We start from the raw sequence: 22,644 nt of genomic DNA, 5'->3' as shown, positions 1-22,644 counted from the left end.
GCGATTTCAACAGCGCCCGGCGGTATCAGGCGCAGGAGACCCCGAGCATTGACCATCAGGCGTATTTGCAGGGAGGACAATTCATGTTTCCCGTGCTGGAGCCATGCCACCAATGGAACCTAGATGCGTGGAAAACCATGGTGCCTGGCGGACCACACCACCGTTAACGTGATGATCAGAAGAGCGATCAGGGCCGGCGCAAACGCAGCGACGCCCAGGTAATCCAGCAGCACGCCCCCAATGATCCCGCCGCCCGCAATGGCCAGGTTCCAGGCTGTGACCAACATGGACTGGGCGACATCCGCCGCATCTCCCGACGTCTTGGCTATTGCAGTCTGGAACAAGGTTCCCGCGCCTCCGAAAGCGATCCCCCAGGCCCCAACCGCGATATAGATCACAACCAGGTTGTCGTTCTTCACCCACAGCATCAACGCCGCGATGGCGAACAGTGTCGTGCCGGCAAGCGTCAATGGCCGAAGATGCCGATCAATCAGTACGCCGACGACCCAGATGCCCAGTAGTGACGTGACGCCGAAAACCAGTAGCACCTGCTCTGTGCGCTCGGCCAGTCCGGCCGCACCTAGGAATGGGGCGATGTAGGTGAAGAGAATGTTGTGTGCCAGCACGAACGAAAGCACCACGAACAGGACCGGTCGAACGCCCGGCAGCGTGATGACGTGGCCCAAGCCAAAGCGTTTGTTGGCGGTTTGGCCAGGGAAGTCAGGCACCTTCAGCCGCACCCAGACCATCAAGGCTATTGCAAACAGGCTCATGAGCGCGAAGCTCATCCGCCAACCGATCAGGTTGCCGAGCAGGGTCCCGGCAGGCACACCCAGGGATAATGCCAGTGGCGCACCGACCATGGCGATCGCGATGGCTCGGCCTTTTTGGCTCTCTGGCACCATGCGGGCGGCATAGCCTGCCAACAATGCCCAGAGCAGCCCGGCTGAAACGCCACCCAGCATACGGGCAATGATCGTCAAGCCGTAGCTGGTTGAAAGCGCCGTAACCGTGTTGGCAACGGCAAAGCCCGCGATCGCGGACAACAGCAGCGACCGTCGCCGCATGCCTTGGGTGGCTGCCGTCAGTGGGATAGCCGCGAGTAACGAGCCGATGGCATAGACCGTCACCCACTGGCCCGCGAGCGCCTCGGAAATGGCCAGCCCTTCGCTGATCTGAGTGAGCAGGCCGGCGGGCAATGCTTCGGTCAGGATCGTAATGAATGCGGCCAACGCCAGGGCAAACAATGATCCGATGGGCAGTGGCGCAGGGGCTTGCGCAACGTCTGGAGGGAGCTCGATGTGGGTATTGGCAATCGTCATGGTTCACCTTTTGGCGGCGCTGTTGACGCACTCGACGGTGTCGTCAATTACGGGGTCGGTACTGGCCACTACGGTAGGTGCCTGCCTTGGATGAGACAAGAATGCTAGAGTACGTAACACATCGGAAAAAATGTCCGCAATGGGGTTGTCATGGCATCGTTAAGCGGGATTGATTTTTTTGTTCGGGCCGCTGAAACCCGCAGCTTTTCGGAGGCCGGGCGAGCGCTGGGTATTTCGTCCTCGGCGGTGGGCAAAAGTGTCGCCCGGCTGGAGACACGCCTGGGCGTACGGCTGTTTCACCGCAGCACGCGGAGCATCACGCTGACGGCGGAGGGCGCGCTTTTTCTCGAGCGTTGTCGGCGCATTCTCTGCGAAGTGGAAGCGGCGGAATTGGAGTTGTCCGAAACCCGGAAAGCGCCACGGGGCAAGCTGCGGGTGAGTGTGCCGCTGGTTGCGGATTTGATCATGCCCACGCTGATCGCCTTCATGCGTCGCTACCCGAGCATTGAACTGGACCTGGATTTTTCCGATCGGTTGGTGGACATCATCGAGGAAGGTTTCGATGTGGTGATTCGTACCGGGGAGCCGAATGACTCCCGGCTGATGTCGCGTCCATTGGGCACGTTCAAGCTGCTGGTGGTCGGTTCACCCCAGTACTTCGCCAAACACGGTACGCCGAAGGTGCCTACGGATCTGCTGCAGCATGCCTGCCTGCTCTATAAATTCCCCAGCACTGGCAGGCTGCAGGTCTGGCCAGTCAGGCAAGCAGGCGAGACTGAGCTCAACCTCCCGGCAACCCTGCTCTGCAACACCACCGAGGCCTTGCTTCATGTCGTGCGTGATGCATTGGGGATCGCCTGTGTGCCGGATTTTACCGTGCGTGATGCCCTCGCTAACGGTGAACTGGTCACCGTCCTGGACGATTTCAATCAGCACCAGAGCACCTTCCGGATGCTATGGCCCTCCAGCAAGCACCTGGCACCGAAGCTTCGGGTGTTCATTGATTTCATGAACGCGGAGCTGTTCAAGCGCTGAGCCTGCTACTCATTTGGCCCCGTGTTGAGCCGCCACCGCCAGCGCCGCGGGCTCGTTGGCAACGTAGCTGATCGCGACGTCATAGCCTTGTGAGGCGGCTAGCCGCGCGGTGGCGGCACCCGCTCCGCGGCCGCCGCCGGTTATCAGAATCAGCGGTGCCTGCGAGACGTTTTTCATCGAGAGTACCCCCTGCTACGGTGAGAATTTGGCCATGTCAGCCGATGATGAGGGTGCCGCTGGCGATCACTGCGCACGCCAGGAGCCGGCGAGCGGTCAGTGTCTCGCCGAGGAACACGTAGCCAATCAACGCCGCAAACAGCACGCTGGTTTCGCGCAAGGCTGATACCGCCCCCAAGGGCGCTTCGTTCATGGCGTAGATGACTATTCCATAGGCCAGCAAGGAGACCAGCCCGCCGAACAGGGCGGTCAAGTAGATCGCTTACGCCTGGCCGATGCGCGAGAGGGCTGATTGATGTCGTTCAGGCGTCGATGGCGTGCCCGGCTCCCGGTATATCCGCTCGCCATTGTGTCGAAGGTGAAGCGTTCTGTTTCCGAATGGTAATGGCTGGTATCCAGAAAGTTGAACATGGCTCAGATTACTTTTTCACCATTGCCATCCGACGACCACTCATGAAGCACAAGAGACCCCCATCGCGGTCAGTGCGCTCAACGCATAAAACATCGTGGGCGCCGGGGTGTGCATCAGCAGGTATCCGCAGATCACCGGGCTCAGGGCGCCACCCAGCGCTGCCAGGTTTTGAGCGCCGTAGTAGCTGCCGCGCAGTTCCTCCGGGGCCAGGGTGTCGACGAAAAGGAATTCGGCCGGGTAAATGATCATTTCACTGAGGGTGAAAATGAACATCGCCACGCACCAGCTCACCATGCTGTTCGCCAGGCTGAAGCCGATCAGGCCAAGAACCCGTCTAGCACTTAAGTGCTTGGCCTGGTGATCCATTGCTGGGCCCTCAACAGTCGGTCGAAAAATAATCGCATCAGGCTGTCGATTTCGGCCATTGCCATTCGATTAGTCCGTAGAGCCGCCACACGGACGGCTTGATCCATCCACTTTCAGGAGATATGAGCATGCGATTTATGGTGATCGTCAAAGCCAGTCCGGAATCGGAAGCCGGACAGATGCCCAGCGAAGAACTGCTGGCCGCCATGGGCGCCTACAACGAAGAATTGGTCAAGGCCGGGGTGATGCTCGCCGGTGAAGGCCTGCATCCCAGTGCCGAGGGCGTGCGCGTGCAGTTTTCCGGCAAGAACCGGACGGTGATTGATGGGCCCTTTGCGCAAACCAAGGAACTGATCGCCGGCTTCTGGATTTTCAAGGTCCAGTCATTGCAGGAGGCCGTCGATTGGGTCAAACGCTGCCCGAATCCGATGGTCAGTGACAGTGAAATCGAGATCCGCCAGATCTTCGAAGTCGAGGATTTCGGCGAGACCTTTACCCCCGAGTTGCGCGAGCAGGAAGAACGCTTGCGGGCGCAGATGTCCAGTCAATCGTGAAACCGGCTACAGGAGATCCGACCATGAAAATCATCCCTTACCTGACCTTCAATGGCCGCTGCAAGGAAGCCTTTGCGTTGTACAAGGACGTGCTTGGCGGCGAGCTGTTTTCCATGTCTTTTGCCGAGGCGCCTGAAGACGTCGGCATGCCCAAGGACGCGGACCTGATCATGCACACCTGCCTGACCGTGGGCCATTTCAGCCTGATGGCTTCCGACTGCCCGCCAGGCCAGCCATTTAGCAAGCCGCAAGGCGTGTCGGTTTCCCTCAATGTCGACAGCGTGGAAGAGGCCGAGCGGCTGTTTAACGGCTTGAGTGCGGGTGGCCGCGTGCAGATGCCCTTGGCGAAGACCTTCTGGGCGGAACGCTTTGCCATGTTCGAAGATCGTTTCGGGATTGCCTGGATGGTCAATTGCGAGGGCGGAAAATAAGCCGAACGAAGCCTTGGTCGCCGGCCTGGAAGCAGCCGGCGACCTGAACATCGATAGGCGTTCGGTAGCCTCTTCACGCTGCCGGTGGTTTGTATCCCGCAAGCATTTTCAACACCTCATCATGTGAACCGCTCGCTTCAGCAAACCGTAATGGCTTGGCGCGCTCGACGACCAGTTCTTGTGGGGTTGGAGAGATCTCGAGCAGTTCGAATATCTCATTCAAAAACTCGTCCAGGGGCATGGCGTGCTCGTCATTTTCCTGGCCAAGCAGAGTGGTACGCACACCCGGTGGCGCAAGTTCGATAACTTCGACTGACGAGTCCTCTAGCTGCACTCGAAGGCTTTGAGTGAACGAATGAACTGCCGCTTTGGTTGCGCTGTAGGTCGGTGTCGCAGGCAGCGGGACGAAGGCCAACGCTGAACTGACATTGATAATCGTGGCACTGGGCTGCTTGAGCAGTTGGGGAGTAAATGCATACACCATGCGGATTGTGCCCAGTAAGTTCGTTGTCACGATATCTTCGGCTGTGTTCAGGTATTGGGAATCAGTCAGATCCTCCCAGTGCATGATCCCCGCGTTGTTTATGAGCACGTTCAGATTCGGGTGACTGATCGCAAGTGCTTCGCGGGTGCGCTGGATGGATTGTGGATCGCAGACGTCCAGCAAGACGGATTCAATGCCTGGGTGTTCCGACATGATCTTGTCCAGCAGAGCTTTGCGCCGTCCCGCGATGATTACCTGGTTGCCCGCCTTGTGAAGCCTGAGTGCCAGGCCAAGGCCTATGCCAGAAGTGCTGCCGGTAACCAGAATCGTGTTGCCAGTGCTGTTCATAGTAAACTCCAGTGAGAATGCTTAATCGGACAATTGTCCGCTTGCAAAACGTACCGGACAGCTGTCCGCTTTGCAATGCAAAAGGAAAAACTTTGCTCATGACTGACGAATTGGTGATGCGTTCTGACGCCAAGAAAAACCGGGAACGGATACTGGAGGTCGCGGTGGTAGAGCTGACTAACGATCCTGCGGTTGCGCTGAGCACGATTGCGAAGAAAGCCGGGGTAGGACAGGGCACGTTCTATCGCCATTTCGCCAACAGGGAGGCGCTGGTATTCGAGGTCTACCAATTCGAAATGCAGCAAGTGGCCTCGTTGGCCGAACAGCTGCTCGCCACAAAACCCCCTAAGGAGGCCCTCCGAGAGTGGATGGACTGCCTCGTTGAATATGCAATGACCAAGGCGGGACTCGCGACCGCGATACGGCAAGCAGCCTCTACTTACGAATTTCCTGGGAAGTCGGGATACGCGCCGGTCCAGGCAGCCGCCGAGTTGCTTTTGAGGGCTAATGAAAAGGCCGGAACGATTCGTAGCGGGGTTACCCACGACGACTTTTTTCTAGCCACTGCTGGAATATGGCAAATAGATTCCCTGAGCGAATGGCGCCCACGTCTCGCCAGATTGATGGACTTGGTGATGGATGGTCTATGCGCAGGTAGCCCTGAAAGCCTGAAGAATAACGTGTAGCTTTCGTCCAAGCGCAAACCACTACCGGTCATGCCGTGGTTTAAACGGAATGACCGGAGCGCCTTACGGATTATTTTTGCGCCAGCAATGCCTTTCTTGTCGCCTTTTGGTGTTTCATGGCGGCGATCTCACGCTCGCAGGCCTCGACATCGAACGAGTTGTCCCACTTGGCAATGGCGATGGTGCCGATACCGTTACCGATCAGGTTGGTCACGGCGCGCGCTTCGTTGAGGAACCGATCAATGCCCAGGAGCAAAACGAGGCCGACCAGAGGAATGGAGTGAATGGTTGTGAGCGTTGCAGCCAGCGTCACAAACCCCGCACCCGCCACCCCAGCCGAGCCTTTTGAAGTCAGCAGGAACACGCCCAGCAGAATCATCTGATCCACAAAGGTCAGTGGCGTATTGGTCGCCTGGGCGATAAAGATCGCGGCCATGGTGAGATAGATGCAGGTGCCGTCCGCATTGAAGGTGTACCCCGTAGGCAACACCATGCCCACTACCGATTTTTTGCAGCCAAGCTTTTCAAGTTTCACCATCATTCGTGGCAGCACGGCTTCGGTTGAGCAGGTGCCAAGGGTGATGAGGATTTCATCTTTGAAATAACGAAGAAATTGCAGAAGCGGCATGCCCGACCATCGAGCAACCGTACCCAGCACGACCACGATGAAAAACAAGGTCGTGATGTAGAGCGCGACCAGCAACTGGCCGAGTGACAGCAAGGTGCCAATCCCGTATTTGCCGATCGTGAAAGCCATGCCGGCACCCGCGCCAATCGGCGCCAAGCGCATGACCATTGCAACGATCTTGAACAGACCTTGCAGGAACAGATCAAGGGTGTTGATCAGCGGCTTGCTGGTTTCACCCATTTGAACCAGGGCCACACCCATCAATACCGAAAGCAGGATGACCTGAAGCATGACGCCATTGGAGAATGCGCCGATGAAGGTTTGCGGGATGATATTGAGAAAGAAATCAATGGTGCCGCCTTGCTCACTGGCAGCTTGGCTGTATTTGCTAATGGCACCTCCATCAAGCGCGCTGGCGTTGATGTTCATACCGACGCCAGGCTTCACGATGTTGACCACAATGAGGCCGACGACCAGGGCGATGGTTGAAAGAATCTCGAAGTAGATCAGCGCTTTTACGCCAATCCGGCCGACTTCTTTGATGTTGCCCATCTTTGCGATACCCACAACGACCGTACCGAAAATAATGGGCGCCAACAGCATTTTGATCAGTTTGATGAAGCCATCGGCAAAGGGTTGCAGCTTGGCTCCGATATCAGGCACGAAGTAACCGATTGCTGCTCCGATCACGATGCCGATCAGCACTTGCACATACAGCTGGCCATACCAGCGGGACTTGGAGATTTCCACGGAAGCACCTCATTTTATTGTTGTGATGGGCATGTGGCTCGGCGTCAGTGGGTGACGCCGGGGGCTGCGGCCTCTTTCAAAGAGACCGCAGATCGAGGTTGATCAGCCTTCGCCCAACTCACGCATCACTGCGTACAAAGCGGACTTGGCCTCGAAGCCGACACCTGGAATATCCGGCAGACCGACATAGCCGTTTTCCACGCGGATGCCGTCAGCGAAGCCGCCGAACGGCTGGAACACATCCGGGTAGGATTCGTTGCCGCCCAGGTGCAGACCTGCTGCGATGTTCAGGGACATCTGGTGACCGCCATGGGGCACTACGCGGCGGGAAGACCAACCCATTTCTTCCATCACCTTCAGGGTGCGCATGTACTCCACGAGCCCGTAGGACAGAGCGCAGTCGAACTGGAGGTAGTCGCGATCGGGGCGCATGCCACCGTGGCGCAGCAGGTTACGGGCATCCTGGTGAGAGAACAGGTTTTCACCGGTAGCCATGGGCAGTTCATAGTGATTGGCAAGCTCGGCCTGGAGTGCGTAGTCCAGCGGATCGCCAACCTCTTCGTACCAGAAGAGGTTGTACTTCTTGATGGCTTCAGCGTACGCAATACCGGTCTGAAGATCGAAACGACCATTGGCGTCGACCGCCAACCGACGGCCGTCGCCAACCACTTCAAGTACCGCTTCGATGCGGCGGATGTCTTCGTCCAGCGGTACCGCACCAATCTTCATCTTGACGACGTCGTAGCCACGATCCAGATAGCTCTGCATTTCTGCCTTGAGCTTGGTCTGGTCTTTGCCAGGGTAGTAGTAGCCGCCCGCTGCATAGACCCAGACCTTGTCATCGGCCACGCCGTTACGGTAACGGTCGGCCAGCAGGCGATACAGCGGTTTGCCTTCAATCTTGGCGACGGCATCCCATACCGCCATGTCGATGGTGCCAACGGCGACAGAGCGCTCGCCATGGCCGCCTGGCTTTTCGTTGGTCATCAAGGTTTTCCAGATGGCGAACGGATCCAGGTTGTTGTTTTCATGGTCGACGAGCGTGTCTGGATCCGCTTCCGTAATCCGCGCCAGGAAACGATCACGCATCAGTGCGCCTTGGCCATAGCGACCATTGGAGTTGAAACCGTAGCCAATGACAGGCTTCCCATCGCGGATCACATCAGTGATGACCGCGACAACCGAGCAGGTCATTTTCGAAAAATCGATGTAGGCGTTAGCGATTGGGGAGGCAATGGAAACAGTTTTTTCACGAATGTCTACGATGCGCATGACGGGGTCCTCTTGTTGTTTGTAGGCCCACGTTAGGCTTTGCGATGGCCCCCGCCCAATGCTATTAATGCCGCACCCTATGCTCAGGAGGCATGGCCCTTGGAACTCGTCTGGCTTGAAGATTTTTCAGCGCTTGCGGAGTACGGCAGCTTTGTTCGGGCGGCTGAAGCGCGGCACGTTACCCAGCCGGCATTCAGCCGCAGAGTGCGCTCGTTAGAGAGTTGGATGGGGGTGCAGTTGTTCGTTCGAACGCCTCAAGGCGCGACGCTTACTGAAGCTGGCAGGCAAATTTTGCCAAGTGCCCAAGAGGCTGCCAGGCGCTTGTACAGAATGCGCAACGAGGCTCAAGAGGTTGCTGGAATGGCCGCCAAGTCGCTTCAATTCGCGGCAACTCACTCCCTGTCGTTTACATTTTTTCCCAAGTGGCTGCGAAGCTCAGAGAACGGTGCCCCCATTGAGGCTGTGCAACTGCATTCAGACAGCATGGCTGCCTGTGAGCAGATGCTGATACATGGCCAGGTTCAGTTTCTGCTCTGCCACCGCCATCCCGATGTTCCACCGCTACTGGCCCCTGATCAGTTCATCGGCAAGAAGGTGGGTGAAGACGTTCTCGTTCCTCTTGCGAGTGCCTGCGCTAACTTCGGCACCTCGCCTGCGGCATTGCCGTACCTCGCTTACACCCATGAATCCGGGTTGGGGCGTATCGTCGCGCACAGACTGCGTGGCAAAGAAGATTACCTTCACCTCAAACCGCTCTTTAGCAGCCACCTTGCAGCGGTGCTAATGTCCATGGCCCTGGAAAGCAAAGGCGTGGCCTGGTTGCCCAGGAGCCTCACCGAGCAAGAAATACTGGATGGGCGCCTGGTCAGAGCGCTCGACGAAAGCTGGGATATACCGCTGGAAATTCATCTGACCCGTCCAGCCGCGCCACTCAGTCAATCTGCCGAAGAGTTCTGGGCCAGGGTGGGGCAGTGACTCGGCGGGTTTTATATGACGCGCTGTGTTGCTCAATAGGGTTTGAGGTTGCGCATCGCCGCTGATCCCTTGCCGGGATCGCGGCGAAGTGTTGAGCTTTTCGCTACTTGTAATGTTGTTCAAACACCGCCAATTGCTCAGGCTTGATCAACTGAAAGGGTACCCAGACGTCCGTTTCCACCGGCTCTCCCTTGATCATCTTGAGTGCTGCTTGTACCGCGCTGCTCGCCTGGGCCTTGGGGTCCTGGAATACCGAGGCGACCAGCATCCCGCGCTTGATGGCCGCCAGGCCGTCAGGCAAGCCGTCGATACCGACAATCGCAATCTCGCCCTTGGCTTTGCCGGCCTGCTGCAACGCCATGGCTGCACCGATGGCCATCTCGTCGTTGTTGGCGACGATGGCATCGAAACGGCTCCCAGCCAGCAACCAATTACTGGTCAGGTCCATCCCTTTGCTGCGCTGCCACTCGGCACTTTGCTGCTCGACAATCTTGATCCCGGGATAATCCTTGAGCACCTGTTTGACGCCTTCGGTGCGGTCGTGGGTAGCGTTTTGCGCCAGGTCGCCCATGATGATCGCGAGGTTGCCCTTGCCTCCGAGCTTTTCGGCCAGGTAGCGCATTTGCAGCTGTCCGGCCTCAATGTCATTGGACGCTACCGTGACCACGCCTTTGGGCAAGGTACGCTCGTCCGGGTGACGGTTGACGTAGACCAGCGGGGTCTTCGCTTCGACCGCGGCGCGGGTGATGTTGGCCGTGGCGGAGGTGTCCACCGGCAGGACAATGACCGCATCCACTTTCTGGTTGATAAAACCCTGGACCTGGTTGAGTTGGCGCACCACATCGCCTTGGGCGTCCTCGAATTGAATCTGCACGTTTTCCTTTTTCGCGGCCTCGTCCAGGCCGTTACGCACGTAGGTCATGAAGTTGTCGTCGACCCTGGCGATGCTGACGCCGATGCGATAGTCGGCGGCGGCCCATTGGCTGAAAAGCAACAGCAGGGTGGCGAAAAGCAGTGTGCAACGACGCATGAGGGTTTTCCTTTTGTTGTTATGAGTAGTACGTCACCGAGAGAAGAAATCTTCCAAACGTTTTGAATTCGGCGCGGGCCTCATCCATCAAGCGTGAAGGCCTGTCTGAAACGCTCAAGCGCGACTTCACTGTCACCGCTGGCCCAGCCTTCGAGGCCGACGACACCGCTGTATCCCATGCCGAACAAGGCCCTGGCAATGGCGCGATAGTGGATTTCGCCGGTCCCGGGCTCCATGCGACCCGGGACGTCGGCGACCTGGATTTCGCCGATGGCGCTGCCGGCGCGCTGGATCAGTTCGATCAGGTTTCCTTCGCCGATCTGTGCGTGATAGAGGTCCAGGTTCATCTTCAGGTGCGGGCTGCCCACGGCCTCGATCAGCGCCAGGGTATCGTCGGCACGGGCGAAAGGCGTGCCCGGGTGGTCGACTTCAGTGTTGAGGTTCTCCAGCAGGAATACCCGACCCGCGTCTTCGCCCAGGCGAGCGATTTTTTCCAGCGTCTTGCAGGCGCTCAACCACATGCGGCCGGTGGTCTGGGCAACGGGTTTGACCGGCAATCCCTGATCACCCAGGCCGGTGCCATGCAGGTTCAGGCTTGGGCAACCCAATTGAGCGGCGACCGCCAAGGATTCCTGGGCGCTGTCGAGCAGTTGCTGGATATCCTCGGGATCGGTCAGGTTGCCCGAGATGTAGCCGGTCATGGAGGTGAAATCCGCGCCGGTCGCTACGAGGGCTTGGATGTCTTTGGTCGTCCAGTTCCATATCTCGACGCTGAAGCCCAGCGCATGGATGCGTTTGACTCGCTCGGTAAAGGGCAGGTCGAGGAAGACCATCTCGGCGCTGATCGCCAGTTTGAGCGGTGTGAAACTCATGAACGAGCTCCTTGCACGCGCACCGGTTTGCCCAGTTGGAAGGACTCGATACAGGCGCGAGCAATGGCCAGTGCCGCCCGGGCATCTTCACCGCTGGCCAGAGGCTTTTCGCCGCTGCGCACGCAACTGACAAAGTGGTTGAGCTCGGCCACATAGGCATCACGCAGCAAGTCGGTGTCCATGCGCTGGGTGTCAGCCTGGACCCCACTGGCCAGGTAGCGCAGCAGGTCAGAGTCGTTGACGTTGCCCATGGTCAGCATGCCTGCGCTGCCGAACACTTCGCCGCGGACATCGTAGCCATAGACCGCTTGGAAATTGGCCTCGGCCGTGGCGATGGCGCCATTGTCGAAGCGGATCGTGACCACCGCTGTGTCGAGAAATCCTTTGTCCTTGTAGGCCGGTGCGATCAGGGCATCGGCCATTACAAAAACCTCAACCGCTTCGGCACCTGGATTCAGATAGCGCAGGGTATCGAAGTCATGGATCAGGGTTTCCAGGAAGATCACCCATTGCGGTGACGCGGCGGGGTTGTTCAGCGCCGGGTCGCGTGTCAGCGAGCGCAGCAGTTGTGGCGTACCGATCCGGCCGGCAACCACGTCCAGATGAGCGGTGCGGAAACTTCTGGCAAAGCGCCGGTTGAAGCCGACTTGTAGCGTCACCTGTGCATCGGCAGCGGCGGCGATGGCGCGGTCCGCTTCGTCCAGGGTGATGGCCATCGGTTTTTCACAGAACACACTTTTGCCGGCCCGGGCCGCACTGATCACCAGTTCGGCATGGCTGCGTGCCGGGGCGGCAATCAGCACGGCGTCGATGTCCGGGTCATCAAGCAGTTGCTGTGGATCGACATAGACCTTCTGCACGTCCAGTTCTGCCGCCAGGCGTGCGGCTTGGCCGGGGGTGGGGTCGGCGATGGCGGCGAGGCACGCGCCGGGGATGTGACGGGCGGCGGTCAGGCCGTGAAAGCTGCCCATGCGACCGGCGCCGATGAGGCCAAGGCGAATGGTCTTGGATGTGCTCATAAACATGACTCCCTTTATTGTTTTTACGACTCGGCGGTAAGAATGTCCTCGTCTGGGTAAGCAGGGAGCAAGCGTTGTGCCAATAATTAACTGATTGATATTAAAAGGCTTTTATTCGTTGTCGTTTGATTGAGTGTTCATTTCTATTACATGTCTATACTGACATGTCGAAAATATGAACATGGGCCCGGATGATGAATCAGCAACCTGCAGCCTTGAGCGCCGAAGACCGCGATTACCTCACCGCGCTGGGGCCTGCGTCCTTGAACGAAGGGCCCAGCACTGCGCTGGATGAGGCGTGGCGAGCGTGCTTGCAGGAGGAAACCGATCGCCCTGTCGGGATCAGGCAGGTGATTTGGGAGTCCTGGTTGCGCAGCGTCAACGCCGGTCTCGATCCGGAAGATGGCGAGTACCGTTTTGTCGCGCCCGCCGACCTGACTGCGACACTGGCAGCCAACCGGGTGCTGATCGCCGCGGCGGCGCAAGTCATGCGCGGTTTGCTCGCCTACAACCCCAAGGGCCATATCAACCTGACCGATACCGAAGGCACGACGTTGTATTTTTGTGGCCTGGACCTCACCCCCATAGGCAGTCGACTGCTGGAGTCGGTACAGGGCACCAATTGCACCGGGCTGGCGATCGTCGAGGACCGTTTGGTCTATGTGCTGGCCGAGGAGAACTTCGGGCTTGGCTTGCGCCAGCGCCGAATGCATTGCGCCGCCGCGCCAATCCGGGATGCTCAAGGCCGAACCCTGGGTATGTTGACCTTGACGGCAGAACCAGGCTGGTTTCATTTCCATACCCTGGGCACTGTCCAGGCGGCGGCCGAGGCGGTCTCGAGGCAGATGGCGCTGCAAGCCTTGCTGGAAGAACAACAAACAGTCCTTGAGGTACTCAACGAGGGCTTGGTGGTATTGGATGAGCAGGGCTGCATCAAGGCGCTCAACCATTACGCCCGACAGTTGTTCCGCGTGGGCCGTGACCTGCTGGGCAGTCCGTTCAAGAGCCTGGGGCGGAGCGAGTTGACCGATGCAATCCTGCTCGGGGGCGGGGAAGGGGTGCGAGACCTGGATTGCACCTTTGAACTGCACGACCACAGCCATCTGGCATGCCTGGTGTCGGTTTGCCCGCTGGAACAAGGCGGGCGGATTGTTTCGTTGCGCGAAAACCGACGCATCCGGGAAATCACCCGGCGGATCATGGGCACCCAGGCCAGCTACACCTTCGAAACCATCCTGGGTCGCTCACGGGCGATTCAGGATGCAGTGCACCTGGCACGGATTGCCAGTCGCAGTGATTCGACCACGCTGATCCTCGGCGAGAGCGGCACAGGCAAGGAGCTGTTCGCCCAGGCGATCCATAATGCCAGCGACCGTTGCGGTGGTCCTTTCGTGGCGGTCAATTGCGGGGCCATTCCCCGTGATCTGGTGCAGAGCGAACTGTTCGGTCATGTCGAAGGCGCTTTCACCGGATCGGCGCGCGGTGGCTCGGCAGGCAAGTTCGAATTGGCCGATGGCGGGACGATCTTCCTCGACGAAATCGGTGACATGTCCTTTGATGCGCAGGTCAGCTTGCTGCGTGTCCTGCAGGAAGGCGAGGTGACACGGGTGGGGGCGAAAAAATCGCTGCGGGTCAACGTTCGCATCATTGCCGCCACTCACCGCAACCTGAGTCAGGCGGTGGCCGAAGGCGCCTTTCGTGAGGACCTTTATTACCGGCTCAACGTGCTGAACCTGACGGTGCCGCCACTGCGGATGCGCCGCGAGGACGTGCCGTTGCTGGCGCGGCATTTTCTCGCGCGGTGTGCCCGGTCGCTACGCAAGTCGGTGCGCGACCTTTCACCTGGTGCGCTGGATAGGCTTGGCGCCTATCACTGGCCGGGCAATGTTCGCGAGCTGGAAAACGTCATTGAGCGGGCGACCAATCTGGCGATGACCGACCTGATCCTACCGAGCGATCTTGCACTGGACATCCGGCAGCAAGGGCGGCCATCGACGTGGGGAAGCGCCCCAGAGCCTCAGACGGCTCCGGACCTTGGCACCCATGAAATGAATGCAATCATCGCCGCCCTCAACGACACGCGCGGAAACATCCGCCTGGCTGCTCAACGCTTGAATGTGTCGCGTGGTGGGTTGTACAACAAAATGAATCGATTCGGGCTCAGGATTGAGGCGTTCCGTTCAACGTTGGACTGAATCGTAATCAGGATCTTGCCATCCCCCAGGATGGTTTTCTCCACAATCACCGAATACACGTCCGTCACGCCGATAAATTCAGCCAGGCTTCAACATAGGGTTTCTGAAAGTCGAAGCGCGTTGCCGGTGTGATCGGTGTTGCGCTAATTCCGGCAATCGATACCTCAGTCGACCGTTTACGCCTCTGTTGAAGTGCCGATCGCCTGCCGTATCTCGCGCACGTCGCGTGCAGGTGATGCGCCGAATTGCCGTAGATATTCACGGCTAAACTGTGATGCGCTTTCATAGCCGACAGCGAACGCCACGTCAGACGCCCGATGCTCGCCGGCAAGCAAAAGCTGGCGAGCTTCCTGCAATCTGAGCTGTTTCTGATACTGGATAGGACTGAGGCCCGTCATCGACAGAAAATGGCGATGCAGACTTGCCCGGCTCATGCCGCTGGCATTGCACAACGCCTCGATACGAAGTCGGGCAGTGTAATTATCCCTGATCCAAGCAACGGCCCGCCGGATGCTACCCAGTGCGCCATCGGGTTGGGCAATCTGACGCAGCAGCTTTCCTTGAGGACCCTGTAGGAGACGATAGAGCAATTCCCGTTCGACCATGGGGCCGAGAACAGGGATATCGGCAGGCGTGTCGAGCAGCGACAATAAGCGCAGCAACGTGTCGCGCAGCGAAGCGGTCATCGGATTTATAGTGATGCCAATCCCCTTTTGTACGCTCTCGCGAACCGGCGGCATGGTCGCCGCCAATTCCGCCAGCATGGCCGGGTCCAGCACGAGCGATACCGCAACGTAGGGCTGCCCCCCTTCAGCATCTAGAATCTGTCCGATCAGAGGCAGATCCAGGGCGCTGATGAGATATTGCTCACTGTCGTAGCTCAGAAGAGTGTCGTTAATCGCAACGCGCTTCGAGCCTTGCAGGATGAAGCAGATCATCGAGCGATACAGGCATGGCGCCTTGTCTGTAGAACCTCGCCCGACACAGATGTCTACACGCGGGATCGGTGTGATAGTCAAACCCGGGGGCGCGTGGCGCAGGGCTATATCAAGATGCGGTGCAAGAGGGTTGTTCATGAACCGATTATGCCGACGCCCTGCCACCACGCAAGGTGATTGATACAATCAGGCAATGAATTGAGCTTATTAGGCGTGGGTTGAAAACCGCTCATTGCCTATCTTGAGCAGGTCAAGAACGCACCGAAAGGCGCGCCTAACCTAGCAGAGACAATCCATGACTCACCAGATCGCACTCATCACCGGCGCCAGCCGTGGCCTTGGCCGTAACATGGCCCTTCACCTCGCCAAGCGCGGCGTCCACATCATCGGCACCTATCGCAGCGGCGCAGCAGAAGCCGAGACGCTGAAGCAGGAGATCGAAGCGCAGGGCGGCAAGGTTGCGATGCTGCCGCTCGACATCACCGACACCGCCAGCTATCCGGCTTTTTCAAGCGCAGTGACTCATACGCTGATGGCCGACTTCGGCCGCGAGCGCTTCGACTTCCTCATCAACAATGCCGGCAATGGCCTCTTTGCGAACTTTGTTGATGCGACCGAAGAGCAGTTTGGCTCACTGGTCGCCACGCACCTTCGCGGTCCGATCTTTCTGACTCAGAAGCTGCTACCACTTATGGACGACGGTGGTCGTATCCTGAACGTTTCCTCCGGCTTCGTGCGCTTTACTCTGCCGGGCTACAGCATTTATGCGGCGGTGAAGGCTGCCGTCGAGGTGCTGACCCGTTTCATGGCCGTGGAACTCGGTTCGCGTCGAATTCGGGTGAATGCGATTGCCCCGGGCGCCATCGCAACCGATTTTGGCGGTGGTGCAGTGCGCGACAATCAGGATGTGAACGCCTACGTCGCACAGGGCATTGCGCTGGGTCGTGTCGGTCTACCGGACGATATAGGCGGTGCGGTAGCCGCCATCCTGTCCGATGACATGGCCTGGGCTAACGGAACGACTTTTGACATTTCGGGCGGGCAGTTGCTCTAGCCACAGACCGAGCGGTGGCCGAATTGACCGCTTCAGGGATTGGATTTCATCCGGCCCTGAATCGCCGTGCGCAGACAACCCCAGGCGAAGAATCCGATGATCAACACCTCGGCTATGCCCATAAGCATGTTGAGTGAAAAGCTGAACGGTTGCTCGGCCCAGTAGAGGGTCGTCGTACGAAAGCCACCGACACGCAGTCGTCCGGCAAGCAGAGCCGGCACCAATGCGATGACGTTGCTCAGCTCCAGCACTGCCAGGAACGTGCCCAGCAGCATGAGCAAGGCGCGTGCGGGAATGCCGAATTTCTCGGTCGACTCAGGCATAGGCGTGGCCCCCTTATCTCGGCGCTGCCTGGCTTCCCTCACCGCCTTACCGCTGGTGGGCGCTGGGGCAGGCCGATAGGGTGCCTTCACGCCCGCCGCCGAACCCTCGACAACCTCGGTGGGGACCGCCACATTCAGGTAGTCGGCCAGTTCACGTAGCCACAAGTCGGTGCGTTGACTTCCCGGCACGACCGGAACGTTGTCGGTGGTCAAGCGGTGCGCGGTGCCGTCGCGCATCATCAGCCACAGCTGGGTGTGGGCTCGCTCAGCCTGTGGACGGCGGCGAAGTTCGAGGTGGTCGGCGGCATCGATTCTAAAGACCGAATGCACACGCTCGCGGCGTCCAAAAAAGTTTCGAGTGAGGCGCTTGCCTTCACCGGCGACTCGCGACAACACCAAGGTCTCGCGGATGCCGATGTAAACCATCAGGAGCAGGCCGAGGGCAGGAATCAGCGCCAGCCCCAGAACGATCAGCAGTGAGGGCAGTGGCGCCAGATCAGCCAACGGCGAGCGATCATCAGCCATCAAAAACACGGCGAACGCCATCGGCAAGATGAAGGCAAGCGGGCCTACCAGCAGCACGACGGTGCTCTGCACCAGGTTGCGCGAGTGGATATGCAGGTCACCCTGCGCGGTGCGTTCGAACCGATGTCCAATCAACGTGTAGAGTTCCTGGTGCGTCGCGTTTCAGATTGATCGAGGGGCGCCATGACATGGGTTACACGTCGCGGGCGAGGATCGTGTTTTACGCAGCGCAGAATATCTCATGGCGAGGACGCCGCGCGCTCGCCTATTGACCCTGATTAAAGTGATTGATAGGGTTGCCTCTCTTTCAAAACGCCCTCCCGGTTCGCCGGGAGGGCGTTTTCGTTTTGGTTCCCCCGACCACAAAGGAACCATGCAATGAAAGCCCCCGTTGAAATCAGCTTCGGAGCTGACACCACCTTAGGGTATGTGCGGTACGGCAATGGCCCCACTCACGTGCTGGTCATGCATGACTGGCTGGGCGACCACTCCAGCTACGACGCCGTCATGCCCTGTCTTGACGGCCACGCGTTTACCTATGTTTTCGTTGATGTGCGTGGCTACGGACAATCCATTGAATTGGCTGGCGAATTTACAGTAGAGGAGATTTCCTCCGATTGCCTCATGCTCGCCGACCAGCTCGGTTGGACGCGTTTCCACGTGGTCGGCCACTCGATGACCGGGATGATCACGCAACGTATTGCGGCGGATGCCCCGTCTCGCGTCGCGAGCGCGATAGCGGTGTGTCCCGTTTCTGCCGCTGGCAATCGGTTGAGTCCAGAGGCTCTGGCGTTCTTTGCCAGCACGATAGAAGACGACGAGGCCCTTCGGCGTCTGTTCAAATTCGTGGCCGGAGGTCTCTCCGATAAGTGGGTTGATCTCAAGGTCCGACAAAGCCGCGACACAGTCTCACCAGCCTGCCGGGCGGGGTACCTCGAAATGCTGGTCACAGCAAATTTCGTTGATGACGTTCGAGGCCTTGAAACACCGTATTTGGTTATTGTCGGCGACAAGGATCCTGGACTTGATTCCGCGGCTATGACACGCACCTTTCTGGCGTGGCATCCGAACGCAGAACTGCACGTTATCCCCAACTGCGGTCATTACCCGATGCAGGAGTGCCCGCCTTATTTCGCAGCCCTTATCGAGGGTTTCCTGAAACGCATAGTCGGCAATAGCGTCCATGGCACAGCTCCCGAATTGAAGTGATTGACGCGATCTCCCTGTCGAGGGTGTTGTCCATTTTTTGCCTGAAAGGGGAGACTGTACTCCAAGCCTTCATCCTACCCCGCACTCAACCCCCACAACACATCCAACACATGTTGCGTAGACCGCTCGACGTCGCCACCCCGATGGGCAATCCCCAGTTCACGCCACAATAAGGGCTGCAATGGCCTCATGACGATTCGGGTATCGGGCAATGGCGTGGAGGCTTCATGGGGCAACAACGTCGCGCCGTAACCAGCAGCCACCAGGCTTTTGATCGCATCGTTGTAGTTCAGTTGAATGCGTGGCGCAGGCTGGCGTTCATCATTGGCGAACCACTCCGACGTCAAGCGCGAAAGCCGAGTGGTGTGGTCATTCAGAATCAATGGTTGAGCGGCCAACCAGCCGGGCGTCACGATGTCCGGGCATTCCCAGCGGGCCGGCAAGAAGGCCATGACCGGGTCCCGCCGCCATGGCTCGATCCGCAATCCCTTCACCGGGGGCTGCGGCAGCGCGACCAGACCGATCTCCAACGAACCCTCGGCAAGCTTCTTCAAAGTCTCCTGCGAGGTGAGCACCGCGACCTGCACATCGATAGCGGGATGGCGTTGGCCTAACGTCTCCAACGCTTGCGGCAGCAACTGGGCAATGGCCCCTGTGGAGGCCCCCAGCCGCACACGCCCGGCCAAGCCCTGCACCTGACGCTCCACGTCCTCAAGCGCCTGCTCCGCATCGGCCAACAGGCGCCGCGCGCGTTCCACCAGTGTTTTGCCAATCGCCGAAGGTTGAATGCGCCCACGGGTGCGTGACAACAGCTTGCCGCCCACCCGTGACTCCAGGTCGGCGATATGCAAACTGACCGTGGGTGGCGCGAGGTGCAAGGCACGAGCGGCCTCGGCAAATGAGCCCAAGTCGACAATGGCCACCAACGTGCGCAGACGGTCCAGGCTGATTTCGCGCATGCGTCATTCCAGTTCAGAAAAACTGAATCTTATCGTTTATAAATTCAACTTTTCCAATCTTAGCCCTTCACTGAAGATGAAATCTCCTGATTTCCCATGTCCGAGAGCATTCCATGGCCATTCCTCATGTATTTATCGACGGCGACCAAGGCACCACCGGGTTGCAAATCCATCAGCGTCTATGCAACCGGACCGATCTGCGACTTGTCACGCTTAGCCCCGAACATCGCAAGGATCCGCAACGCCGCGCTGAAATCATCAACGACTGCGACATCGCGATTCTCTGCTTGCCCGACCAAGCTGCGCGCGACGCCGTAGCGAGCATCAAAAACCCCGCTGTTCGCGTGATTGACGCAAGCTCCGCACACCGTACCCATCCAGACTGGGTCTATGGTTTCGCGCAGATGAACTCGCAGCAGGCCGGACGAATCGCCACGGCGCGGCGTGTCAGCAACCCCGGTTGCTATCCCACGGGAGCCATAGGCCTGCTGCGCCCACTGCTGGAGGCCGGGCTACTGCCTACGGACTACCCGATGAACATTCATGCTGTGTCGGGCTATTCCGGAAAAGGACGCGCCGGCGTGCAGGAGCATGAGGGCGAGGGCGCATCGCAAGCGCCTGCGTTCCAGGTTTACGGCCTGGGGTTGGCACACAAACATATTCCGGAGATCCAGCAGCACAGCGGTTTGACGGAGCGGCCGCTGTTCGTGCCGGCCTATGGGGCGTTTCGGCAGGGGATCGTGCTGACCATCCCATTGCAACTTCGGTTGTTGGCACCGGGCGTGGATGCGATGCGCTTGCACGCATGCCTTATGCAGCACTACGCCGACGCGCGCCATGTGCAGGTCATGTCGATGGCGGAGGCTAAAGCGTTGACGCACCTCGATCCTCAGGCGCTTAACGGGACTGATAGCTTGCAGTTGGTGGTGTTTGAAAATGACGAGACGGGACAGGTTCTGTTGGCTGCGGTATTTGACAATCTTGGGAAGGGAGCCGCTGGGGCGGCGGTGCAGAATCTGGATTTGATGATGGGCGCGTGATTCTGCCCGGTGATGCTTGAGTCAGTGAGAGGCAGCAATCGGCCGAGGCTGTGTAAAAACGTTTTAGGGCCGGTTCAACGGTCAAAACCAGAACGAAAATTTCGTTCCTACGCAAATTTTGGGTCTACTGACTAACCAAGCACAGGCAGATTTTACGTAGCAACGCGGACTTCAAAACGACGCCTGCGCACGACGCGGCGTCTGACCCAAAATGGATCTCAGTCGCGCGCTAGCTGTCGAGAAATTCAAACGACGAGTTTTAGCAGATTATCCAACAGCTCTTTAAACTCAGCGCGAACTGTATAATTTTCCCTATGCGTAGACCGGTGGAGGATCTGCCCAGCCGTCACCAGCGGCCAGAGTTTGTCGATCACATCGTCCGCTTTGATGTTCTTGTCTCAGCACCCAATCTCAACGACGGCTATTTTCTCCTGCTCTCGCGATTGCTTGACTCGTAGAGAGTGTTGAAGGAAGAGATTTGCAAAAAATATTCGTCATTTACATGTACCTTCCAATAGCAAAGGACGCTTGATGAAAACCCCGCTACTCGCCCTTACCCTCGCAGCTCTATTGAGCGCATGCGCCATCCCTTACGAAACGCCGGAAGCCCGCGCCAATATTGAGCGCGATCTGAAGCTCAGCGCAGACGAAATCGTCACTATCACCGAAACCAACTGGTGCTTATCTCTCTATGGTGATTTGCAAGTGTGCAGACCCAAGCAAGGCCTGGGTGTGCTGACCAAGAGCAAGCTAGTGCTGGCCTTCTATAAGGGCGGCATCTACCAGCAAGCTGAAGTCATCAACGCCAGCGATGTGCAGTGTGCCCACCTGCAAAGTGGCAGAACCGCAGCCGATACCTTCTACCTATTCAGTGAACGTTGGGCCGCCATGCTGGCGCCAGTTACCGTGGGAGGTGCCTTGGCCCTCGACAAGAAAGCCCAGTTCCTGAGCGTGCTAGTGCCGCCAAACACTGAGAGCTTCACGGCTGCGCAAGGAAGTTTTATTCGGGTTACCGATCGCAAGAATTACTCGGCTGTGGCGGTACCAGGTACCAAAACCTATGTAGGAACCAGCGAGAGTATTCTCCAGATCTTTAATCCGTGTACGCAGGGAAAGAATCGCCCAGCCGCATCCTAAGTCTTGGCCTGACCTTTCGAGCGAAACAGTCCCAGCAGCAATTGAAGCGCAAGTAGTTCAAGGCAAGCCCGATGCGGGGCCTGTCGAGAGCCGACAGTTACAGGCACAATGAAAAAGGAGGGTTGCATTGGGTCGAATTTTGTCTGTCGCGGAGGACGGCAACCGACCTATAGGGTCACTAATATCTTCGTTAACAGTCCGCTTCAGGCGCAGATGGTCAATGTCCTGTTGTGTTATCGATCGCGGTAGTTGGGGCATACGCAGAGTGCGGCGAGCCCTCTAATTCAATGCCCAACCCGATATACGCGACCGCTCTGCACGCCTTCAACGCTGCGTCGATAGGCCATTGCTACACGCGTCGCCGGCACGCTTTCGTAGCCAGGAAAGTACGGACCAAACCGGTCCATCGATTCCGTCAGCACTGTCGGACTAACTGCGTTGATGCGGATGCCTCGTGACAGATCGCACGCAGCAGCACGCACGAACCCTTCAATCCCAGCGTTCGACGCTGCGGCATTGGAGCCCTGCGCAATCGGATCGTCGACAGCGATGCCTGAGGTCAGCGTGATCGACCCGCCGTCGTTCAGGTAATGCTGGCCAACCAGCGCGACGCGCACCTGACTTAGCAGCTTGTCCTGCAAGCCTTTGTTGAAGTCGGCCGCCGTCATCTTTTCGATTGGAGCGAGAATTACATTGCCTGCGGTAGCAATGATGGCGTCGATTTGTCCGATCTTCTTGAACAACGCAGCCACGCTGTCATCACTGGCGATGTCAACCTGATAGTCACCTTGGGTGTGACCGACGCGGATGATTTCGTGTTTGCCGCCACGCGCAAGTTCATCTGCCACGGAACGACCTACATCACCACCGGCGCCAATTATCACAATCTTCATAGAGCACTCC

The 22,644-nt window shown here is 58.3% G+C and carries 21 protein-coding genes and 4 pseudogenes; 10 read left to right on the top strand and 15 right to left on the bottom strand.

Annotation, left to right across the window (positions count from 1 at the left end):
* Positions 1-119 precede the first annotated feature (119 nt).
* Complete coding sequence (locus tag ACWNZ1_RS07235) at positions 120-1,322, bottom strand: MFS transporter (protein WP_135844803.1); 1,203 nt, start codon at positions 1,320-1,322, stop codon at positions 120-122.
* Between the two features lie 150 nt (positions 1,323-1,472).
* Between ACWNZ1_RS07235 and ACWNZ1_RS07230 the strand changes: the two genes are divergently transcribed.
* Positions 1,473-2,357 (top strand): LysR family transcriptional regulator, encoded by an 885-nt coding sequence (locus ACWNZ1_RS07230; RefSeq protein ID WP_256452589.1) that lies wholly within the window; start codon positions 1,473-1,475, stop codon positions 2,355-2,357.
* A gap of 27 nt (positions 2,358-2,384) precedes the next feature.
* On the opposite strand, the pseudogene ACWNZ1_RS07225 reads toward ACWNZ1_RS07230, so the two are convergent.
* The 3 pseudogenes from ACWNZ1_RS07225 to ACWNZ1_RS07215 form a co-directional block, all read right to left on the bottom strand.
* Positions 2,385-2,534 (bottom strand): annotated as a pseudogene (locus ACWNZ1_RS07225) (NAD(P)-dependent oxidoreductase); the annotation flags it as partial.
* Positions 2,535-2,571: 37 nt separating this feature from the next.
* Positions 2,572-2,787 (bottom strand): annotated as a pseudogene (locus tag ACWNZ1_RS07220) (EamA family transporter); the annotation flags it as partial.
* A gap of 166 nt (positions 2,788-2,953) precedes the next feature.
* Positions 2,954-3,276 (bottom strand): annotated as a pseudogene (locus tag ACWNZ1_RS07215) (MFS transporter); the annotation flags it as partial.
* A gap of 164 nt (positions 3,277-3,440) precedes the next feature.
* On the opposite strand from ACWNZ1_RS07215, the gene ACWNZ1_RS07210 reads away from it, so the two are divergent.
* Positions 3,441-3,866 carry a YciI family protein gene (locus ACWNZ1_RS07210; protein ID WP_135844823.1) on the top strand — a complete coding sequence of 142 codons (426 nt, stop codon included), beginning with the start codon at positions 3,441-3,443 and terminating at the stop codon, positions 3,864-3,866.
* A 23-nt stretch (positions 3,867-3,889) separates the two neighbouring features.
* Positions 3,890-4,297 (top strand): VOC family protein, encoded by a 408-nt coding sequence (locus ACWNZ1_RS07205; RefSeq protein WP_256452601.1) that lies wholly within the window; start codon positions 3,890-3,892, stop codon positions 4,295-4,297.
* A gap of 73 nt (positions 4,298-4,370) precedes the next feature.
* Here the strand turns inward: ACWNZ1_RS07205 and ACWNZ1_RS07200 are convergent, their stop codons facing one another.
* Positions 4,371-5,129, bottom strand: a complete 759-nt coding sequence (locus ACWNZ1_RS07200; protein ID WP_135844825.1) for an SDR family oxidoreductase — start codon at positions 5,127-5,129, stop codon at positions 4,371-4,373.
* A gap of 98 nt (positions 5,130-5,227) precedes the next feature.
* On the opposite strand from ACWNZ1_RS07200, the gene ACWNZ1_RS07195 reads away from it, so the two are divergent.
* Positions 5,228-5,815, top strand: a complete 588-nt coding sequence (locus ACWNZ1_RS07195; RefSeq protein WP_256452603.1) for a TetR/AcrR family transcriptional regulator — start codon at positions 5,228-5,230, stop codon at positions 5,813-5,815.
* A gap of 70 nt (positions 5,816-5,885) precedes the next feature.
* Here the strand turns inward: ACWNZ1_RS07195 and dctA are convergent, their stop codons facing one another.
* Entirely contained in the window at positions 5,886-7,193 is a 1,308-nt protein-coding gene (dctA, locus tag ACWNZ1_RS07190; RefSeq protein WP_076384140.1) for a C4-dicarboxylate transporter DctA, read from the bottom strand.
* 102 nt (positions 7,194-7,295) lie between these two features.
* Positions 7,296-8,465, bottom strand: coding sequence for a mandelate racemase/muconate lactonizing enzyme family protein (locus tag ACWNZ1_RS07185; protein ID WP_265072957.1), 1,170 nt, complete (start codon positions 8,463-8,465; stop codon positions 7,296-7,298).
* A 99-nt stretch (positions 8,466-8,564) separates the two neighbouring features.
* Here ACWNZ1_RS07185 and ACWNZ1_RS07180 point away from each other — a divergent pair, with 99 nt between their 5' ends.
* Positions 8,565-9,440 (top strand): LysR family transcriptional regulator, encoded by an 876-nt coding sequence (locus ACWNZ1_RS07180; RefSeq protein ID WP_135844827.1) that lies wholly within the window; start codon positions 8,565-8,567, stop codon positions 9,438-9,440.
* Between the two features lie 103 nt (positions 9,441-9,543).
* On the opposite strand, the gene ACWNZ1_RS07175 is transcribed toward ACWNZ1_RS07180, so the two are convergent.
* From ACWNZ1_RS07175 to ACWNZ1_RS07165, 3 genes are all read right to left on the bottom strand, one after another.
* Positions 9,544-10,470 carry a sugar ABC transporter substrate-binding protein gene (locus tag ACWNZ1_RS07175; protein ID WP_135844828.1) on the bottom strand — a complete coding sequence of 309 codons (927 nt, stop codon included), beginning with the start codon at positions 10,468-10,470 and terminating at the stop codon, positions 9,544-9,546.
* 80 nt (positions 10,471-10,550) lie between these two features.
* Positions 10,551-11,342 (bottom strand): TIM barrel protein, encoded by a 792-nt coding sequence (locus tag ACWNZ1_RS07170; RefSeq protein ID WP_456027524.1) that lies wholly within the window; start codon positions 11,340-11,342, stop codon positions 10,551-10,553.
* The gene (locus ACWNZ1_RS07165; protein ID WP_456027523.1) at positions 11,339-12,361 is read right to left on the bottom strand and encodes a Gfo/Idh/MocA family oxidoreductase; all 1,023 of its coding nucleotides are present in this window, start codon (positions 12,359-12,361) and stop codon (positions 11,339-11,341) included. The genes ACWNZ1_RS07170 and ACWNZ1_RS07165 overlap by 4 nt, the downstream gene beginning before the upstream one ends.
* A 194-nt stretch (positions 12,362-12,555) precedes the next feature.
* Between ACWNZ1_RS07165 and ACWNZ1_RS07160 the strand changes: the two genes are divergently transcribed.
* Complete coding sequence (locus ACWNZ1_RS07160; protein ID WP_456027522.1) at positions 12,556-14,556, top strand: sigma-54 interaction domain-containing protein; 2,001 nt, start codon at positions 12,556-12,558, stop codon at positions 14,554-14,556.
* A 20-nt stretch (positions 14,557-14,576) separates the two neighbouring features.
* Here the strand turns inward: ACWNZ1_RS07160 and ACWNZ1_RS07155 are convergent.
* Positions 14,577-14,701, bottom strand: a pseudogene (locus ACWNZ1_RS07155) (FMN-dependent NADH-azoreductase); the annotation flags it as partial.
* 31 nt (positions 14,702-14,732) lie between these two features.
* A complete protein-coding gene (locus tag ACWNZ1_RS07150) occupies positions 14,733-15,632 on the bottom strand; it encodes an AraC family transcriptional regulator (RefSeq protein WP_256452606.1) in 900 nt (299 codons plus the stop codon).
* 157 nt (positions 15,633-15,789) lie between these two features.
* On the opposite strand from ACWNZ1_RS07150, the gene ACWNZ1_RS07145 reads away from it, so the two are divergent.
* Entirely contained in the window at positions 15,790-16,548 is a 759-nt protein-coding gene (locus tag ACWNZ1_RS07145) for an SDR family NAD(P)-dependent oxidoreductase (protein ID WP_135844833.1), read from the top strand.
* 32 nt (positions 16,549-16,580) lie between these two features.
* Here the strand turns inward: ACWNZ1_RS07145 and ACWNZ1_RS07140 are convergent, their stop codons facing one another.
* Positions 16,581-17,531 (bottom strand): hypothetical protein, encoded by a 951-nt coding sequence (locus ACWNZ1_RS07140; RefSeq protein ID WP_256452607.1) that lies wholly within the window; start codon positions 17,529-17,531, stop codon positions 16,581-16,583.
* A 243-nt stretch (positions 17,532-17,774) separates the two neighbouring features.
* Here ACWNZ1_RS07140 and ACWNZ1_RS07135 point away from each other — a divergent pair, with 243 nt between their 5' ends.
* Complete coding sequence (locus ACWNZ1_RS07135) at positions 17,775-18,605, top strand: alpha/beta fold hydrolase (RefSeq protein ID WP_280944844.1); 831 nt, start codon at positions 17,775-17,777, stop codon at positions 18,603-18,605.
* A gap of 74 nt (positions 18,606-18,679) precedes the next feature.
* Here ACWNZ1_RS07135 and ACWNZ1_RS07130 read toward each other — a convergent pair whose 3' ends face one another.
* The gene (locus tag ACWNZ1_RS07130) at positions 18,680-19,564 is read right to left on the bottom strand and encodes a LysR family transcriptional regulator (RefSeq protein WP_456027521.1); all 885 of its coding nucleotides are present in this window, start codon (positions 19,562-19,564) and stop codon (positions 18,680-18,682) included.
* Between the two features lie 113 nt (positions 19,565-19,677).
* Here ACWNZ1_RS07130 and argC point away from each other — a divergent pair, with 113 nt between their 5' ends.
* Both argC and ACWNZ1_RS07120 read left to right on the top strand, forming a co-directional pair.
* A complete protein-coding gene (argC, locus tag ACWNZ1_RS07125; RefSeq protein ID WP_456027520.1) occupies positions 19,678-20,604 on the top strand; it encodes an N-acetyl-gamma-glutamyl-phosphate reductase in 927 nt (308 codons plus the stop codon).
* 531 nt (positions 20,605-21,135) lie between these two features.
* A complete protein-coding gene (locus tag ACWNZ1_RS07120; protein WP_256452610.1) occupies positions 21,136-21,741 on the top strand; it encodes a hypothetical protein in 606 nt (201 codons plus the stop codon).
* Between the two features lie 284 nt (positions 21,742-22,025).
* On the opposite strand, the gene ACWNZ1_RS07115 is transcribed toward ACWNZ1_RS07120, so the two are convergent.
* Positions 22,026-22,634 carry a short chain dehydrogenase gene (locus ACWNZ1_RS07115; RefSeq protein ID WP_265072962.1) on the bottom strand — a complete coding sequence of 203 codons (609 nt, stop codon included), beginning with the start codon at positions 22,632-22,634 and terminating at the stop codon, positions 22,026-22,028.
* Between the last annotated feature and the right edge of the window lie 10 nt (positions 22,635-22,644).

This window comes from Pseudomonas sp. CFBP 5748 (assembly GCF_053850495.1).
This window is presented reverse-complemented; position numbering and strand designations above follow the sequence as displayed.

Bases quoted from the DNA above. Each gene is read 5' to 3' on its own strand.
- ACWNZ1_RS07130 (WP_456027521.1), bottom strand. From the start codon at position 19,564: ATGCGCGAAATCAGCCTGGACCGTCTGCGCACGTTGGTGGCCATTGTC.
- ACWNZ1_RS07230 (WP_256452589.1), top strand. From the start codon at position 1,473: ATGGCATCGTTAAGCGGGATTGATTTTTTTGTTCGGGCCGCTGAAACC.
- ACWNZ1_RS07145 (WP_135844833.1), top strand. From the start codon at position 15,790: ATGACTCACCAGATCGCACTCATCACCGGCGCCAGCCGTGGCCTTGGC.
- ACWNZ1_RS07185 (WP_265072957.1), bottom strand. From the start codon at position 8,465: ATGCGCATCGTAGACATTCGTGAAAAAACTGTTTCCATTGCCTCCCCA.
- ACWNZ1_RS07165 (WP_456027523.1), bottom strand. From the start codon at position 12,361: ATGAGCACATCCAAGACCATTCGCCTTGGCCTCATCGGCGCCGGTCGC.
- argC (WP_456027520.1), top strand. From the start codon at position 19,678: ATGGCCATTCCTCATGTATTTATCGACGGCGACCAAGGCACCACCGGG.
- ACWNZ1_RS07210 (WP_135844823.1), top strand. From the start codon at position 3,441: ATGCGATTTATGGTGATCGTCAAAGCCAGTCCGGAATCGGAAGCCGGA.
- ACWNZ1_RS07160 (WP_456027522.1), top strand. From the start codon at position 12,556: ATGAATCAGCAACCTGCAGCCTTGAGCGCCGAAGACCGCGATTACCTC.
- ACWNZ1_RS07175 (WP_135844828.1), bottom strand. From the start codon at position 10,470: ATGCGTCGTTGCACACTGCTTTTCGCCACCCTGCTGTTGCTTTTCAGC.
- ACWNZ1_RS07135 (WP_280944844.1), top strand. From the start codon at position 17,775: ATGAAAGCCCCCGTTGAAATCAGCTTCGGAGCTGACACCACCTTAGGG.
- ACWNZ1_RS07115 (WP_265072962.1), bottom strand. From the start codon at position 22,634: ATGAAGATTGTGATAATTGGCGCCGGTGGTGATGTAGGTCGTTCCGTG.
- ACWNZ1_RS07195 (WP_256452603.1), top strand. From the start codon at position 5,228: ATGACTGACGAATTGGTGATGCGTTCTGACGCCAAGAAAAACCGGGAA.
- ACWNZ1_RS07200 (WP_135844825.1), bottom strand. From the start codon at position 5,129: ATGAACAGCACTGGCAACACGATTCTGGTTACCGGCAGCACTTCTGGC.
- ACWNZ1_RS07235 (WP_135844803.1), bottom strand. From the start codon at position 1,322: ATGACGATTGCCAATACCCACATCGAGCTCCCTCCAGACGTTGCGCAA.
- ACWNZ1_RS07205 (WP_256452601.1), top strand. From the start codon at position 3,890: ATGAAAATCATCCCTTACCTGACCTTCAATGGCCGCTGCAAGGAAGCC.
- ACWNZ1_RS07120 (WP_256452610.1), top strand. From the start codon at position 21,136: ATGAAAACCCCGCTACTCGCCCTTACCCTCGCAGCTCTATTGAGCGCA.
- ACWNZ1_RS07150 (WP_256452606.1), bottom strand. From the start codon at position 15,632: ATGAACAACCCTCTTGCACCGCATCTTGATATAGCCCTGCGCCACGCG.
- ACWNZ1_RS07170 (WP_456027524.1), bottom strand. From the start codon at position 11,342: ATGAGTTTCACACCGCTCAAACTGGCGATCAGCGCCGAGATGGTCTTC.